This window comes from Bradyrhizobium sp. 139 (assembly GCF_023074175.1).
Lineage (GTDB): Bacteria > Pseudomonadota > Alphaproteobacteria > Rhizobiales > Xanthobacteraceae > Bradyrhizobium.
The window spans coordinates 78,425-94,768 of sequence record NZ_JADPKS010000037.1 but is presented as its reverse complement, the minus strand read 5'-3'; the positions used below and the strand labels follow the sequence as shown (position 1 = coordinate 94,768).

Sequence of the window (16,344 nt, the reverse complement as noted above, 5' to 3'; positions counted from 1 at the left end):
TTCAGCGCGCCCCTTTGCCCATCGCGCGCGCCGCGAGGGCGGCCAGTCTGGGATGGCGGCGCAGGCCCTGCGCGGCATGGTCGCGCCATGCGTAAGGAGTGCCGCGCCAGGACAGCGCGACGCTGACATCGGTCAGCGGCACCGGTTCGGCGCCGAAGCGGCGCTTGTAGTGCTGATTGCCGATACTGAGGTCGAACCGGCGCACGCCCTCTGCATGCAACGCCGCCATGGTGCGCTCGGTGACGAGCAGCCCCGGCGAGCAGCTCGACCATGACTCGCCGGCGTGGCTGATGCGCAGGAGGGAATAGGTCGCGCCGTGCCTGACGCCAAGCGTGGTGGCGACGACGCCCTCGTCGCACACCAGCGCCGAGATGACGGCATAACCGTCCACGACACCCTGGCGGGCGACGTCGCGATAGAACTGCGCATGGGCGTCATCGTTGAGGACGAAGCGCGAGCCGAGCTTTCGCATGCGTGCCTGCTGCTGGACATCCATGACATCCAGCAATTGGCGCGCACGCGCGACATCCGAGGCGATCTCGAACCGTGCACCTTTGTTCCGGCTGAAGACGCGCCAGCAGCGCGGCATCTGCATGCGCTTGATCGAGGCCTGGTAGGCTTCATAGTCGTCGCCCGTCAGCACGAGATTGCCGTTGAGCGAGCAGGCCCCGGCACGGCCGAGCGACACCAGCGGGTTCGGCTTGCCGCCGACTTGGGCCGGCATCTTCTTCAGGCGCAGCAGGTCGAAGCGGTCGGGCAAGGCGCGTAACGCGTCGACCAGCGCCTTGCCGATCGCATGCATTTCCGCCGCGTCCAACGCGGCCTCGAGCGCCAGGATCGGCGCGTTGTTGTCGGAGACACCGAGGTCGGCGAATTCGACGATGCGGATGCCGCGCCTGACGTGACTGATCAGCGGCACCACCGCGATGTCCTCGCCGGTCGCGGCATCGCAGATCAATGCGATCAGCGGCGCAAAGCCGTGAAACGCCTCGTACCAGGCGCCGAGCCAGTAACCATGCTGGAAAGCGGTGCGATGCCCTGCGTTCAGGCGCAATGCGGCCTGCCGCCAGTCACGCACGAAATCGACCGCGATTCCCGACGTGCTGGAGACCCGACCATCTGGTTGCTCGACGCTGAGAAACGTCATCCGCGCGACATACGATTACTGAATGTTTCCGGATAGATTATGTTTTGTCGCAGACCACAAGCAACGTTGCTGCTTATCGTTAAGCCGGTGCCACTATTGCCGCCCCGGCTGCGACAAGCTGTCAACGCTCCGGTTCCATCTGCTCGACGCATTGGAACCTGGCCAGGAAGTGCAGGCCTGCCGCGGCAAGAGCGAACATGAACCAGATCGGATTCTGCCGTTCGAGCAGGAAGGTCTCGGTAGCTCCGTAATACAAGCCGAACAGCCATACGGTGAGGAACAGTTTTGCCAGCGCGCGACTGCGGTTGTGGGCCTGGGCCGACTGGAAATTGCCGAGCGGTGCGAGCACGAAGACGAGGATCACGAGCAATAGCCCCGGCAAGCCGATGGTGACCGCGAGGTCGAGATAGCTGTTGTGGCTGTGGGCAGCGGACGTCGCCCATTCGGCGCCCTGGGTGGTCTGCCGCGCGGTCACATTGTCCCAGAAGGCAGCATAGCCGTGACCGATGGTTGGCTTCTCGGCGACGGCTGCGAGCGCGAATTCCCAGATGGCGGAACGGCCGGTGAAGGTCGGATCGAGCGGAAGCAGCCGCGTCATCGCCCCGAGCGCCGGGCTCAAGACGCTGCCGACCGTCAGCAGGTTCATCACGATCAACGGCACGAAGCAGATGAGCCGCTTCAGCCACAGGCTTGGCGTGACATAGACCAGCGAGGCGAGCGCGTAGATCGCAAGGCACAGCACTGACGACGTCTTGCCGCCGGTGAAGATCAGGAAGATGCCGGCCAGCGCGGCGATCGCGGGCCCGATCACGAACGAGCCGACGGCAGACAGGTAAATGCCGACATAGACCAGGATGGTCATGACGGGCGAAGCGACGTTCTTGTGGCCAAAACTGCCGCGCCAGTCGCCGGCAAGCTGCGGCTCGGCGAGGTCGAGGGCGGTGTGGATCGAATATTGCGGCGCGAGGAAGACGCCGAGATAGCACAGCACCAGCAGCACGAGCGCGGCGACGCCGAGGCACGGATTGAAGCTGCGTTGCGTCGGCGGCAGCAATGGCAGCACGACGGCGAGCGACGTCACGCTCGCCGCGAGAACGAAGCGCTGGATCGAAACGCCGCGACTCTCGGAGAAGACGATATTGATCAACAGCCAGCCGACGAGACAGAGATGCAGCGGGGTGACCAGGCTCTTCAGCGCGGGCGCATCTGTGGCGGCGACGAACAGCAGCGCGACCGCAGCCAGGAGGCCCCATGAGACATAGGCGAGCGCCATTCGCCCGCCGACGACGTTGGCGACATCCTCGCTGCGCAGGTCGGGAAACGGATCGAGCGTGACCAGCACGAGGAGCAGCGCCGCGACCGCGACGAGGCACCGCGCCGCCTGCGCGGCATTCAGCCCCGCGAGCCTATCGTGCAGGACGTGGCCCAGCGTTCGGGTCTCGACGTCAGTCATGTCAGCGGCGCTGCGATCCATGGCTCAAGGCAGGTCGTGAAGCCGGGGAAGCCTGAGGTCTTAGCCCATCCCCGTTAACCATCCGTCAACCAGCACATTGGGGCTCTGCGCCACCGCCTGCGGCTGCACGATGCTGCGCGCGATCTCATAATATTGCAGCGCCCGCTGCTCCAGCGTGAGAGTGTCGAGCACGAAGCCGCGGGGGTCGAACGTACCCGCGGCGCACCCGGCCCAGAAATTGTCCCAGCCCGCCTCGAACCCCGCGATGTCGACGAACTTGGCGCCGCAGCGCGGGTCCCAATACGGCACCGACGACACCGGCTCGAACCGGACGCGATGCGGGAAATAATCGGGGTCGCGCCACGGGCCGCCGGGATCCCAGGCGAACACCGGCACGCCGCAAGACAGAGCCTGCTGATAGGCGATGCCCTGGCTCTCGTTCTGGCACAGGAAAATCATCGCGCGCGAGCGCGCCAGCCCAGACTGGTAGTCTTCTTCCTTGTAACTGCCGTAGCGCAATTCCGTGAACGAGCGGCCCTCCTTCAGGAGGCGGGCGCGGACGGGCTCGATCAGCTCCGGCGCGTAGCGCTCGCGGTCCCAATGGACCTTGTCGTAGATCAGGACGTCGACGGTCTTTTGCGAGGTGCGCGACGGCGCCCAGAGATCCGTGTCGATGCCGACTGGCCAGGCCTCCGTGTCCGGCCAGTACGGCCGGTACATGTCGACGTACCATGGGCCGGGCACCACGACCTTCTTCACCGGCAGGCGCTTGAACAGGTCGGGATCGTCCAGCGGATGATTGTGGGCGGCGACGCCGAGCAGGATCGGATTCTTCCACGCGAACTTGTCGAGCAGAAAGGTGCGGCCGATGATGCAGGCGAGTTCGCCCGGATGCTGCGCGATGTAGCCGTAGTCGTTGACGCGGTAACGGATGCCGAGCCGGTCGAGTCCCGCGCAGAGATTGAGGAACACGCGAAGCTGCCCGCTCATGCGCGGCTCGCCGAGCAGCATCCGGCGCGCCATGCTCCGCAGATGCCGGTCGCCGGGAAACCAGCGGTCGTCCTTGTCCTCGTAGAAGAGGTTGAGGACCATCGCATCGGGGTCGTGTTCGAACGTCTTTGCGGGCACCGGATCCATCCGCGGCAATCAGGTCGGCATTCTCGCATGGGACCGGCTGTCGCACTCTTCCAAATTTGCGACAGGCTTAATGCCACCGGCTTAACGCTAATCTACGAAACCAGAGCCGCGCAGATCTTCGCGGCAACGATTTGGCCGTAATGCGAGTATGCCAAGGTTGCGATCGATCGCACTGCCAATCAGCAGATGCACCCTGGTTAACAGACCCTTAAAGGCGAGCCGTAGCTTGATCACCGCCGAAGACGTCCTCGATTTGCCGGCCGCCTCACGCGTGGCGACGCCAGCGCGCCTGCCGTTACCGGGGCACTCGACCACATCGGTGTCCGTGGTCATTCCCGCCAAGAACGTTGCCGCCTATGTCGGCGATACCCTCGCCAGCGCACTGGCGCAAGGCGAGATCAACGAAGTGATCGTCGTGGACGACGGCTCGAGCGACAACACCATGGCCATCGTCCGCGCCATTCGTGATCCGCGGCTGCGGCTGCTCACTAACGACTCCGCCGGCGTATCGGCGGCGCGCAATCTCGGCGCGCGGCACGCGAATGGCGAGTGGCTGCTTTTCCTCGATGCCGACGACCGCCTGCGTCCCGGCGCGGTGGCGGCGCTGCTCGCGGCGGCCCGCGGTGCTCCGCGCGCGGTTCTCGTCTACGGCGACTACAACACGATCGACAGCGAGGGGCGGCAGATCGGCCGGCGGGGCCTGCTGAAGGGACGCCGCAAGCCTTCCGGCGACGTGCTGGCGCGGCTCGCCAGCGGCAACTTCATCGTCAATGGCGGCGTCGCGCTCGCACGTGCGGAGGCTTTCCGCGCCATCGGCGGCTTCGACACCTCCCTCAGATATTGCGAGGACTGGCATTGCTGGTGCCGCCTCGCCGCGATCGGCGAGTTCGAGTTCGCACCAAAGCTTCTGCTCGACTATCGCCTGCACACGGCCAACACCATGAATGCGGCGGTGCGGACGCCGAAGGATTTCTTCCCTGCGATCGCGCGGGTGTTCGACGACGGGCTGATTCTGGCGAGACTGCCCGAGGGCACGGCGGCCGGGCTGCGCCAGGCCGCCGAGATTCATCTCGTCACCTATTCGGCGATGCAGGCGATCCGCTTCCGCAGATATCGCGACGTCTTCGTCTATCTCGGGATGGTCGGCCGCCGCTCGCTCAAATCGCTGCCGCGCGCTGCAATCAGGGTCGCCCTCGCCCGGCTTGGCATCTAGTCGATCACCGCAGCGTCAGGACACGATCTTCGATGCCTCATAGGGCTTCGGCTCGATGCCGAACGCCGCCAGCATGGAGCCGAGCCCGACCAGCGCGGGGTGCATGGCGACGACCGCCTTCGATGTCGCGAGCAGACGAGCGGAGCGAACCAGCGACAGCGGCAGCCGTCCGAGCATCTGCGCGAACACCCGCGCCCGCGCTGCCGCGCTTTGTGCGGCCTTGTACTGCACACGATAATTGATGGCGCCGATACGCAGGCTGCGCTTCGCGATCCAGCCGCGGCTGGTGCGGCTTTGCGGCACGGTTTCGGTGATGACCGCCTCCGCCGTCCAGTGGAACGTCATGCCGGCATCGCGGCACCGCACGAAGAAGTCGCAATCGCCGCCGCCGAGGAAATTGAAGCGCAGGTCGAAGGTGGGACGATCGAACCGCTCGAACGCCGCACGCGTGATCAGGCAGTTGCCGCAGCCATAGATCAGCGGCACCGCGCCGCTGTAATCATAGGCGGGGCAGAAGGCGGGATGACGCGCAAGCCAGGGCTTGCTGCCGTCGTCGAAGACCGGCAGCACCGGCCCGCCGACCACGTCGGCGCCGGTCGCCTCCGCCGTGCGAACCATCAACTCGAGCCAGTCGGGCGAAGCGATCTCGTCGTCGTCGATCATCAGGAAGCGGGTCGCGGCAGGAAACAGCGCCTGCGCCGTCTCGAAGACCGCGTTGATCGCCTGGCAATTGCCCTGCCGCTTCTCGACCAGGCAAACGCCCTGCAGCCTGCCATCGGTGAGATACTGCGCGGCAACCGGCGTGCTTTCGCGCCCTGCCGCGTCGTTCTCGACCATGACCACCGCAAAGGAGCGCGGAGTGCGCTGGCTCACGAGCGAGTCCAGCGTCAGCCGCAAATGCTGCGGGCGGCGGAAGCAGGGAATGCAGACGACGATGCCGACCGACAGGTCGATGACGCGGGAGCTCGCCGCGATCTCCCGGTTGGGATCGCGTACGGCATCCGAGATCCGGCTGGCGGAAAGGTCTGTCGGGATCAGCGTCATGGCGTTCTAGATGTCCGAAATTCGTTGAAAAAGCCCTGCGTCAATCGCGCGGATCGGGGCTGTCCTGCGACGGCACATCGCCGGGGGGACAGTTGCGTCCCAAAATGAGCGGCCGGCCTGAGGCTTGCGACGGTGCCGCGCCGCCGATCTCCCGCCAGCCATGGACTTAACCGCTTTCGCGCGTTTCGCCTGCGAAACCCTACGCGTGTGATAGTGCAATTCGCAGTCCATTGCGCTGGCGACGGCTCAACATGGGCGATGCCGTAGTTAACGCCTATGCGCATTAACCCGACCGTAAGCACCGCGACCGGTGAAGCAGCCGGCCTCGGATTTGCTCTTCGGGCAAGCGAGATTTTTCCTGTAAATTTAAGTCGAACAAGCGCGGTCAGAGAAAATGAACAAGCCAGCCACGATCGATTTCGCGACAGCCACAGCGATCCAAATCCCCGCGTCCACTGCACGCACCCAGGCGCTGCACGATCTTGTCCCCGGCGAAGCCCGCGACAGCCTGCTCGCCGTTCACGACGTGCTGCGCCGCGAACTGCCGCAGGGCCAGCTCGCCACCTATGAAGCCGGCGGCGGCTCGTGCAGCGTTCTGCCGCCGGAATTGCTGAGCCGCAGCAAGGTCACCGTCGTCGACATCGACGAAGACCAGGTCCGCAACAACACTTACGCGGACGAGGCGATCCTCGGCGACGTGCAGACCTACCGCTTCGGACGCGAGACCTTCGATCTGGTGATCTGCTACAACGTGATCGAACATCTGCCCAACGTCGATGCCGCGCTCCTGAATTTCCGCGACGCGCTCAAGCCCGGCGGACTGATCCTGATCGGTGCGCCCAATCCGCGCTCGCTGTCGGGCGTCGTCACCAAATATTCGCCGCACTGGTTTCACGTCTGGTTCTACCGGAATATCCGCGGCATCAAGGATGCCGGTCTGCCCGGCGAGCCGCCGTTCCCGACCTTCTTCCATCCGCTGGTGACGCTGCCCCGGCTCGAAGCATTCGCGACGGCCAATGGTCTTGAGATGATCTACCGCCGCGAGGTCGAGAGCCCGCGCTATCCCGAAATGCGCCGGCGCAAGCCGCCATTCGCCGCTCTGGTCGATGCCGGCGCGGCCGTGCTGAACGCCGTGCTTCCGCGCGGGACCGATGTCCGCCGCGGCGACTATCACGTCATCCTTCGGAAGAGCTGACGGCCATGGGGCGCGCGCGGCCGATCGCAGGACGAGCGGAGCTTCGCGGCCACACTGCGCGCGGTAATGAACCGTTAATCTCTGAGGAGCCCCGCCATTGCTCGCGTCACGGCGACGCGTCGAAGAGTGGCATGCGCTTAAACGCTTTGTTTGCCATTTCAGTGAATAGTCACTCACCGAGTATGGTTAATTTTCCCTGTTGCGTTGATTGGGCACCTATATCCCGGGTGCGTGGCGTAGAGCGAAGAGTAACCCCTCAGCCTGCGGCAGTTGGAATGAAAGCTGGGGACCATGCTTGACTATAGCCAGCCGATCGATCGGGCCGGACCGGGGACCCCGCAACAGAGGCCTCAGGCCGGCTTCAATGTGCTGGAGCTCGTCGATTTGCTCTGGCAGAGGAAGGTTGCGATTGCCGCTGCCGCCCTCCTCGGTGCAACGCTTGCCGTCACCGCCGGCAAGAGCCTGACGCCCCGCTACACCGCCACCGCACAGCTCTATGTCGACCCGCGTGAGCTTCAGCTCGTCGATCGCGAGCTCACGCCGCGCGCGCAGGATGTCTCCGGCATGTCCATGGTGGTGGAGAGTCAGGCGCGCCTGATCACATCCAACAGCGTGCTGCTTCGGGTGATCCAGCAGGTAGGCCTGGACAAAGACCCCGAATTCGGCGGCGGCGGTGACGGTAACAGCCTGATGTCGTCGCTGCTCGGTCTGATCGGCCTTCATCCCCGCGCGCCCTCCGCCGCGGACAACAAGGAAGTGCAGCTTGCGGCGCTCGAGGCGCTGAACAGGCACATCACGATCCGTAAGACCGAGAAGAGCTTCATCGTCGACATCGAGGTCTGGTCGACCGATCCGGCGAAAGCTGCGATGCTCGCCAACGCGGTGACCAGCACCTACCTCACGGAATCCCGCAACTCACAGGCTTCGGCCGCACGGCGCGCCACCAGCGATCTCTCCGGCCGCCTCAAGGAACTGCGCGATCGGCTGCGCGTCGCCGAGACCGCGCTCGCAACCTACAAGGCCCAGAACAATTTCGTCGGCACCCAGGACGCGCTGATCAGCGACCAGCAGCTCTCCGCCAGCAACCAGCGGCTTTCCGCCGCCCGCGCGGCGACCATGGACGCGCAGGCGCGGCTCGACCAGATCGAGGGGAGCCGTCGCACGGCTGCGGATGCCGGCGCGATTCCCGAGGCGCTCCAATCGCCGACCATCGCTAACCTGCGCGCGCAATATGCCGACGCGCGCAAGAAATATGCGGAGCAGACCGGCGAACTTGGCCCGCGCCATCCGGCGCTGCGCCAGACCGAGAAGCAGGTCGAGGATCTCAAACGCACGATTAACGAGGAGATCGACCGCTTCGCCCAATCCGCCAAGAACGATCTGACCCGCGCCCGCGACTTCGAGGCCTCGCTCAACAGGGCGCTGGAAGCGCAGAAGCGGCAGAGCGTCCAGCTCAGCCAGGCCGCCGTGCGCCTGCGCGAACTCGAGCGCGAGGCCGATGCCAGCCGCGACGTCTATCAATCCTTCCTCAAGCGTTCGCGTGAGACCGAGGAGCAGGAGAGCCTGAACACCTCGGCGGCTCGCGTCATCGGCGAAGCGACAGTGCCGCAGCGGCGTTCGTTCCCGCCGGCGATGAGCATGTTTGCCATGATCGGCTTCATCTTCGGCGCAATCGCCGCTTCGAGCTGGTTCGTCGCAGCCGAACTCCTGTTCGCCGGTGCGGCCGCGCCGGCACCCACGCCAGCCCGTCCCCAGCGCAGGCCGACATCAGGCACTGCGCGAGCTCCGAATGTGTCGCAGGCTCCGGAGGTTGCCCAGCCCCAGCAAGTTTCGCGAGCGCCGGAAGTTGCGCAGGCGCTGCCGGAACTTTCCGCGCCACCGCTGCAACCTTCGATGGTCGAAAAGCCCCTGATCGAAAAGCCGCTGATCGCGCGCCTCCAGGAGGCCGACGTCATTCACACGCTCGGCGCCATCCTCGCCACCGGCGGCGGCGTCGATCTGACCCGGCTGGGCTGGCCGACGCTGCGCCCCGGCTTCCCCCTGACGACGCTGCTCAATGCCTGGCGCGACATGCGCGCCGCGGTGGCCCGGCGTGCCGGCGGCAAGGCGATGCCGGTCATCGCGCTCATCGGTGCCGGCGAGACCGCCGGGCGCAGCGTGACGGCACTGAACTTCGCGCTCGCGGCCGCGCGTGACGGCGCCCGCGTGCTGATGATCGATGCCGACCATCAGGCGCACTCGCTCTCGAACAGGGTCAACCGTCCCGGCAAGAGCGGGCCGAGCCGGCTCGGCTGGCTCTCGATCGGCGGCAAGGCCGCGCGCGAGATCAAGACAGTCAACGGCATCTCGGTGCTGCCGGCTGCCGGGAACGAGGCCGGCAAGGCGACCGACGCCATCCGCAAGGCAATTGAGCAGGCGCGCTCCGCCGGCGGCTATGACATCGTGGTCCTCGACGGCCCCGTGTCGCCACTCACGACCGGCGGCCGCAAGCTGCTCGATGATGCCGACGCGCTGGTGGCCGTGCTGCCGACCAGCCTCGACATCAACGACAGCCTGGAAGAAATCCTGAACACGCTCGGCCGCGCCGAGCGCAAGCTCGTCGGCGTCGTGCTCGACGAGCTTACCCCCGCAGCCCAAGCGGGCCAGCGAGGCAGACAATATGCTTGAGCGCCGCGTCAATCTGGACGGCCGGGCCGCGACTGCCGACGTGCCGCGGATCTCCGTCGGCGGCCTTCGCATGGCCGCGCTCGATCTGGAAGCGACCGCCGATTTCATGATCGAGGCCACCGATCCGCGTCATCGTATCGGCCGTCCGCTGTACCTGACCTCGGCCAATGGCGAGGTGCTGGCGCGCTGCTCGACCGAGCCGCAGACCGAGCGCCTGTTCCGCGCCGCCGATTTGATCAATGCCGACGGCCAGCCGCTGGTCACCGTCTCAAAGCTGCAATCCTGGTTTCCGCTGCCGGAGCGCGTCGCGACCACCGATTTGTTCCACGTGGTCGCGCGCAAGGCCGAAGCCGCTGGCCGCACCTTCTACATGTTCGGCGCCAGCGAAGCCGAGAACACCGCGGCGGTCGAGAATGTCCGCAGTCTGTATCCGAACCTCAAGATCGTCGGGTACAGCCACGGCTATCTGCGCGGCGACGCCCTGCGCGCCAAAGTCGAGGAGATCAACGCGCTCGCGCCGGATTATCTCTGGATCGCGCTCGGCGTGCCCAATGAGCAGGCATTCGTGGAGGAGTACGCGCCGCAGTTGACCAATGTTGGCGTTATCAAGACATCCGGCGGCTTGTTCAACTTTTTATCGGGCAGCCGGTCCCGCGCGCCGCAATGGATGCAGAAAATCGGACTCGAATGGGTTTGGCGCACCTGGCTCGAGCCACGCCGCCTGTTCTGGCGCTATTTGACCACCAACCCTCGCGCGCTCTATCTTCTCTTCAGCCGCAACCGGCCTTTCAATCGCTGAGAGAAGAGTAGAAGACCACATGACCGACCGACCGACCGTCCTCGTCACAGGAGGCGCGGGCTATATTGGCTCGCATGCCTGCCGCGCACTGTCTGCCGCCGGCTATCAGCCCGTCGTTTATGACAATCTCTCGACAGGTCATCGCAGCTTCGTCGCCGGCCCGCTTGTGACGGGCGATCTGCTCGACGGCGCCGCGCTGGCGCGCGCCTTCGCCGACCACAAGGTTTCGGCGGTGATGCATTTCGCCGCGGCAAGCCTCGTCGGCGAGTCCATGACCGACCCGCAGAAATACTACATCAACAACGTACAAGGCACGCTGTCGCTGCTGCAGGCGATGCGCAACGCAGGCTGCCATCGCATCGTGTTCTCCTCGACCGGCGCCGTCTACGGCAACGCCGATTCCAAGGAGCTGCCGGAAGACTTCCCCTGCGCACCGATCAATCCCTACGGCGCGTCGAAATGGATGATCGAGCGCATGCTCGCCGATTACCGCGCAGCCTATGGCTTCGGCGCGTTCTGCCTGCGCTATTTCAATGCCAGCGGCGCCGATCCGGCCGGCGGCATCGGCGAGTTGCGTGACAACGAAACGCATCTCATTCCGCGGGCCATGATGGCGCTCCAGGGCCATGTCGACTTCGCCGTGTTCGGCGATGATTACGATACGCCCGACGGCACCGCGATCCGCGACTATATCCATGTCACCGACCTCGCAGCGGCGCATGTCGCGGCACTGAAGCTCCTGGGAACGGGACATGCCGGCGGCAGCTTCAATCTCGGCACCGGCTCCGGCTTTTCGGTCCGCGAGATCCTGAATGCCATCAGGCAGGAGACCGGGCGCGAGGTGCCGCACACCGTCAAACCGCGCCGCGCGGGTGACCCCACCTATCTGGTCGCCGATGCCTCCGCCGCACGAAAGGTGCTGAACTTCGTGCCGCGTCACTCCGACCTGCCTACCGTGATCCGCACGGCGTGGGCCTGGCACCAGACGGCCCATCCGCTCCGGCAGCGCTAGGCACCCTTGTTGCGCCTTGCCGGCAGGGACCCTGAGCGGCTAAAGAGACTATGTCGGCGTTGGCAACTTTCCGGGCCGCCGCACGTTTTCGTATGGCCGCCGACGCAAGCGGCACACGTGGCTCGACAAACAGCGCGAGCCGATTTTTTTACCACGAAGACAAGGATCGAGTCGGCGCATCGCTGCTTTCAGGCGCGGCCCAAGGGAGCACGGAGGCGAATGCATCAGGCCGCAGGCCTGCAATTCGAGCGCGTGATGGACGAGCTCATTCTCTGGCACACCGTGCCGGAGGACGAACGATCGCCGGCACCGGCCTGGTGGTGGGGACCGGCGATGGCCGTGTTCGACGCGCACGAGCCGATGCGACACGCGTGGTGTTGCGAACTCGGTCTGGACGAGGGCTCGAGCTTTGCCGAAGGTGCGCGTGCCCTTCTCGAACTGCTCGCCGAGCAAACCTCGCTCCCCTGTTCGGATGATTTTCCGCGCAAGGCGGCAGTCAAGGAAGACGACGTCCGCGAGCTGCACCCGCAACCGTCAGACAACAGCGCGTTTCAGCCGTAACGCGGCGGCTTCTTCGGCGGCAACGTCCCGCTCCGGCTGGAGCGGCGGCGCGACAGGCATGATCATCGGCCGCAGCAGCTCGGCCATCTGCTGTGCCGGCAACGGCTTGGAGATGAGGAAGCCCTGCATCTCGTCGCAGCCATGGGTGCGCAGGAACGCCTCCTGCTCGACGTTCTCGACGCCTTCGGCGACTACGGTCATGCCGAGCGCCTTGCCCATGCTGATGATCGCCTGCGCGATCGCCTGGTCCTCCGAATCCTGCGGCAGGTCGCGCACGAAGGAACGGTCGATTTTGATAGTGTCGATCGGAAAATGCTTCATCAGCGACATCGACGAATAGCCGGTGCCGAAATCGTCGATGGCGAGGCGGATGCCGCGGCTCTGGATGGCATCGAGTACTTTCAGCGCGCGCCCGACATTGCGCATCATCATGCTCTCGGTGACCTCCAGCTGGAGCAACACGGGCGACATGCCGCTGGCGGCCAGAGCCTCGTCGACGTCCTGCAACAGATGTTCGTCGACAAACTGCCGCGGCGACAGGTTGACCGCCATCGACACCGGCAACAGGCCGCGGCGCTGCCAGGCCATCGCCTGCGCGCAGGCCTCCTTCACCACCCAGCGGCCGATCGGCACGATCAGCCCGGTCTCTTCCGCAAGCGGAATGAACTGCGCCGGCGAGATGCTGCCGAGATCCGGGTGGGTCCAGCGCAGCAGCGCTTCCACGCCGGTAATCTGGCCGGTCTCCATGTCCACCTTGGGCTGGTAGTTCAGCGAGAACTGCTCGCGCTCCAGCGCCCGGCGTAGCGCGCTCTCGAGCGACAGCCGCTCGATCGATTGCGTCTTCACCTCCTTGGAGAAGAAGCGATAGCTGTTCTTGCCGTCTTCCTTGGCGAGATACATCGCCATGTCGGCGTTCTTGGTCAGGGTCTGCGCGTCGGAGCCATTGGCCGGATACATCGCAATGCCGATCGAGGCCGTGGTGTGGCACTCGTGGCCGGCGAGCTCCATGGGCTCGGCGAGCGCCGCGAGCAGCCCGGCCGAGATGCGCTGGACGTCGTCGATCTCACCGCACTGGTCGAGGATCACCACGAATTCGTCGCCGCCGAGGCGTGCCACCACGTCGCTTGCCCGCAGCGCACCGCGGAGCCGGTTGGCCACTTCGAGCAGGAGCAGATCGCCGGCCTCATGGCCGAGCGAATCGTTGATGACCTTGAAGCGGTCGAGATCGATGAAGAGCACGGCGAAACGGTGATCGTGGCACTGAGCTTCGTCAATCGCCTCCCGCAACAGCCCGTTGAAGGTCTCGCGGTTCGGCAGATCGGTCAGGCTGTCATGCGAGGCGAGGTACTCGATCCGCTCGTCAGCATCGGTCTTCTCGTCGGCGCGATCGAAATTTTCCATCGCAAAGGAGACGTTGTCGGCGAGACGCTGCAACAGCTCGACGAACTCGGCCGTAAATGTGTCCGGCTCGGTCGACATGTAGATCATGACGCCGACAGCCTGGTCGTGCGCAACCAGCGGGAATGCCGCACCCGACCGCGCGCCGTCGCCTCGGACGACGGCGTGGAAGGCGCGGACGCGATCGTCGTTGAGATAATCGTTGCTGATGCACGGCTGGCGCGTGCGAAAAGCCGTGCCGCTCATCCCACGACCTTCGGGACGCTCGGGATCGACGGAGAGGCGGACGTTGCGCGTGGTGTCGGACGACGGTCCGGCGCTGGCCACGATTTCCAGCTGATCGCTGCCGGCCTTGGCCAGCGCAACGGTGGTGGAGGTGAATTTTGCGCCGTTCGATGCAGCGAGGCAGACGAGGTCGAACAGCTCGGCGCGCGACTTCGCTCTCATGATCGCCTCGTTGGTGGCGCTCAGTGCCGCGAACATGCGCGTCAGGCGTTCCTTCTGGGCCTCAGTGCGGGCCTGCTCCTCGACGCGATCGAAATTATCGAGCGCAAAGGAGACGTTCTCGGCCAAACGTCCGAGTAGCTCGACCAGATCTGGCGTGAATGTATTTTCCTCCGGTGCATGGAAGAGCAGAATGCCGATCGATTCAAGCCCCGCCCGCAACAGCGGGAAGCTGGCAGCGGCCCGCGTTCCGTCTTCGGCCGCCTTGGAGTGCCAATGCGCCGATCGCGGGTCGTTCAGATAGTCGTTGATGACACTCGGCGCTCGGGTCCGTAATGACGTGCCGATGATTCCCTGCCCCTCGGGATGATCGGCAGAGACAACGCAAGTGCGCCCGCCCATCCGCTCTTGGAGGCGTCCCTTTACCGCTACGACACGAACAAGCTCGCGGCCTTCGTCCACGATGCCAATTGTCGCCGAAGCAAAGACATCGCCGAGCACAGCCGCCTGGCATGCGACTTCGAACAGCTCCTCGCGGCTCTTTGCGCGCATGATGGCTTCGTTTGTGGCGCTCAGCGCCTCGAACATGCCGCTCAGGCGGCTACGCTGCTTATCGGCCTTCGCCTTCTCGTCGGCGCGGTCGAAATTCTCCAGCGCGAAGGCGACATTGGCCTGGAGTTTGCGCAGCAACTCGACGAATTCGCCCGTGAAGGTGTCGCACTCCGGAGAATTGAACAGGAATACGCCCTCGACCCGGTCGCCGTTGAAGAGCGGCAACGCCGCGGACGACGCGATCCCGTTGCGGCGGGCGCTGGCCTGCCACGGCGCAATGCGGTCGTCGGCGAGCACGTCGTTGCTGACAGCGGGCTGGCGGGTGCGGAACGCAGTGCCTGTCAGTCCGCGCCCTTCGGGCACCTCATCGGAAGTGGAAAACTTGAAGTTACGGACCTGATCCGCATTCGGCCCGTAACAGGCGACGACGCGCAACAGCTCGGCGCGATGATCGGCGAGCGCAACGGTGACCGAGGTGAACTTGGCCCCCTTCGCCGTCGCCTCGCAGACGAAGTCGAACAGCTCGGAGCGCGACCGCGCGCGCAAGATCGCCTCGTTGGTGGCGCTGAGCGCCGCATACATGCGTGCCAGGCGTTCTTCTTCCGCGGCGAACCTGGCTTTCTCGGCTTCGCGCCCGAAATTCTCAAGCGCGAACGAGACGTTCTCCGCCATGCGCAGCAGGAGCGCGACGATCTCCTCGTCCTTGGCCCAGGAGCGGCTGATGAAGAACTGGAGCACGCCGACACTTTCGCCGTGCCTGATCAGCGGCGCGACCACGCAGGCGGCGACGCCGGTGTTGACGTTGGCCTGCTCCCACGGCGTTCCCTTGGTGCGGCTGGCGAGATCGTCCTCGACGATGGCTTTCTGCGTCCGGAACGCCTCACCGGAGATGCCCTTGCCGTAAGGATTCTCCGGATCGATCGAGTAGCGCGCCTGGGTAACGAGTTCGAGATTCTGTCCAGTGGACGCGACCGGAACCATCCAGTGCGTGTCCGGCTCGCGGAGCAGAACGATGGTCGCCAGCGACTTGCCGCCATGCACGGAGGCGTCGCACACGAGCTGATATAGCTCCTGCTCGGACTTGGCGCGCAGGATCGCCTCGTTGGTTGCGCTGATCGCGCCGAACATGCGGTTGAGCCGGCGCATCGCCCGCTCACCGGTCTGCCGTGCGGTCTCGCGCGCGAAATTCTCCAGTGCATAGGAAATGTTGGCCGACATGCGCTCGAACAGCGACACCATCTGCTCGCTCAACGAGTTGGCTTCGCTGCGGGTCACGAACAGTACGCCGACACTCTTGCCGTTGCAGAGCAGCGGCAGCGCCGCAGCAGCACCGATATGGGCTGTGGCCGCGCCCGCACGCCACGCCAGCGAACGCGGATCGTTCAGATAGTCGTTGCTGACGCACAGCTTCTGATCGCGAAATGCTTCGCCGCCGACGCCCGAGCCTTCGGGTGTGCCGGCTTCCGTCGTAATCACGATGGAGCGCAGCCGCGAAATGTCATCGCCACAGCCGGCCGCAAACTGCAACCGCCGGCCATCCGGTCCCATCAGGAACACGGCAACGGCCAAAAAGTCCCCGCTCGCAAACCCTGCGTCGCAGACCTTCTGGTACAGCTCGTCCGGCGATTTCGCGTAGAGGATCGCTTCGTTGATGGCGCTCAACGCTGCAAAGGTCCGCGCGAGGGTCGTCTGCACGATCTCAACTCCCGGGCATTTCTGCCT

Annotated in this window: 11 protein-coding genes; 6 read left to right on the top strand and 5 right to left on the bottom strand. The window is 65.2% G+C overall.

The genetic code is table 11. The features are described from left to right. Nucleotide 1 precedes the first annotated feature (1 nt). From IVA80_RS09990 to IVA80_RS09980, 3 genes are all read right to left on the bottom strand, one after another. Nucleotides 2-1,147, bottom strand: coding sequence for a GNAT family N-acetyltransferase (locus IVA80_RS09990; RefSeq protein ID WP_247428658.1), 1,146 nt, complete (start codon nucleotides 1,145-1,147; stop codon nucleotides 2-4). A gap of 121 nt (nucleotides 1,148-1,268) precedes the next feature. Next, a complete protein-coding gene (locus IVA80_RS09985) occupies nucleotides 1,269-2,600 on the bottom strand; it encodes an O-antigen ligase (RefSeq protein WP_247428655.1) in 1,332 nt (443 codons plus the stop codon). Nucleotides 2,601-2,660: 60 nt separating this feature from the next. Next, entirely contained in the window at nucleotides 2,661-3,728 is a 1,068-nt protein-coding gene (locus IVA80_RS09980) for a glycosyltransferase family 1 protein (RefSeq protein ID WP_247428651.1), read from the bottom strand. 235 nt (nucleotides 3,729-3,963) lie between these two features. Between IVA80_RS09980 and IVA80_RS09975 the strand changes: the two genes are divergently transcribed. Beyond that, complete coding sequence (locus IVA80_RS09975; RefSeq protein ID WP_247428648.1) at nucleotides 3,964-4,950, top strand: glycosyltransferase; 987 nt, start codon at nucleotides 3,964-3,966, stop codon at nucleotides 4,948-4,950. A gap of 15 nt (nucleotides 4,951-4,965) precedes the next feature. On the opposite strand, the gene IVA80_RS09970 is transcribed toward IVA80_RS09975, so the two are convergent. After that, entirely contained in the window at nucleotides 4,966-5,994 is a 1,029-nt protein-coding gene (locus tag IVA80_RS09970; RefSeq protein ID WP_247428646.1) for a glycosyltransferase, read from the bottom strand. Nucleotides 5,995-6,388: 394 nt separating this feature from the next. On the opposite strand from IVA80_RS09970, the gene IVA80_RS09965 reads away from it, so the two are divergent. The 5 genes from IVA80_RS09965 (at nucleotide 6,389) to IVA80_RS09945 (ending at nucleotide 12,228) form a co-directional block, all read left to right on the top strand. Beyond that, complete coding sequence (locus IVA80_RS09965) at nucleotides 6,389-7,189, top strand: methyltransferase (protein WP_247428642.1); 801 nt, start codon at nucleotides 6,389-6,391, stop codon at nucleotides 7,187-7,189. A gap of 291 nt (nucleotides 7,190-7,480) precedes the next feature. Beyond that, entirely contained in the window at nucleotides 7,481-9,856 is a 2,376-nt protein-coding gene (locus tag IVA80_RS09960) for an exopolysaccharide transport family protein (RefSeq protein ID WP_247428639.1), read from the top strand. Next, nucleotides 9,849-10,655 carry a WecB/TagA/CpsF family glycosyltransferase gene (locus IVA80_RS09955; RefSeq protein WP_247428636.1) on the top strand — a complete coding sequence of 269 codons (807 nt, stop codon included), beginning with the start codon at nucleotides 9,849-9,851 and terminating at the stop codon, nucleotides 10,653-10,655. Before IVA80_RS09960 ends, IVA80_RS09955 begins: the two co-directional genes overlap by 8 nt. A gap of 19 nt (nucleotides 10,656-10,674) precedes the next feature. Then, nucleotides 10,675-11,667: a UDP-glucose 4-epimerase GalE gene (gene galE, locus IVA80_RS09950; RefSeq protein ID WP_247428633.1), complete on the top strand. Its 993-nt coding sequence runs from the start codon at nucleotides 10,675-10,677 to the stop codon at nucleotides 11,665-11,667. Nucleotides 11,668-11,886: 219 nt separating this feature from the next. Next, nucleotides 11,887-12,228 (top strand): hypothetical protein, encoded by a 342-nt coding sequence (locus tag IVA80_RS09945; protein ID WP_247428631.1) that lies wholly within the window; start codon nucleotides 11,887-11,889, stop codon nucleotides 12,226-12,228. Here the strand turns inward: IVA80_RS09945 and IVA80_RS09940 are convergent. Beyond that, entirely contained in the window at nucleotides 12,202-16,317 is a 4,116-nt protein-coding gene (locus IVA80_RS09940) for a GAF domain-containing protein (RefSeq protein WP_247428628.1), read from the bottom strand. The genes IVA80_RS09945 and IVA80_RS09940 overlap by 27 nt on opposite strands. Between the last annotated feature and the right edge of the window lie 27 nt (nucleotides 16,318-16,344).

What these genes read in the sequence shown, in the direction of transcription:
- IVA80_RS09990 (WP_247428658.1), bottom strand. Translation starts at nt 1,147, where the DNA reads ATGACGTTTCTCAGCGTCGAGCAACCAGATGGTCGGGTCTCCAGCACG.
- IVA80_RS09960 (WP_247428639.1), top strand. Translation starts at nt 7,481, where the DNA reads ATGCTTGACTATAGCCAGCCGATCGATCGGGCCGGACCGGGGACCCCG.
- IVA80_RS09970 (WP_247428646.1), bottom strand. Translation starts at nt 5,994, where the DNA reads ATGACGCTGATCCCGACAGACCTTTCCGCCAGCCGGATCTCGGATGCC.
- IVA80_RS09965 (WP_247428642.1), top strand. Translation starts at nt 6,389, where the DNA reads ATGAACAAGCCAGCCACGATCGATTTCGCGACAGCCACAGCGATCCAA.
- IVA80_RS09955 (WP_247428636.1), top strand. Translation starts at nt 9,849, where the DNA reads ATGCTTGAGCGCCGCGTCAATCTGGACGGCCGGGCCGCGACTGCCGAC.
- IVA80_RS09985 (WP_247428655.1), bottom strand. Translation starts at nt 2,600, where the DNA reads ATGACTGACGTCGAGACCCGAACGCTGGGCCACGTCCTGCACGATAGG.
- IVA80_RS09945 (WP_247428631.1), top strand. Translation starts at nt 11,887, where the DNA reads ATGCATCAGGCCGCAGGCCTGCAATTCGAGCGCGTGATGGACGAGCTC.
- galE (WP_247428633.1), top strand. Translation starts at nt 10,675, where the DNA reads ATGACCGACCGACCGACCGTCCTCGTCACAGGAGGCGCGGGCTATATT.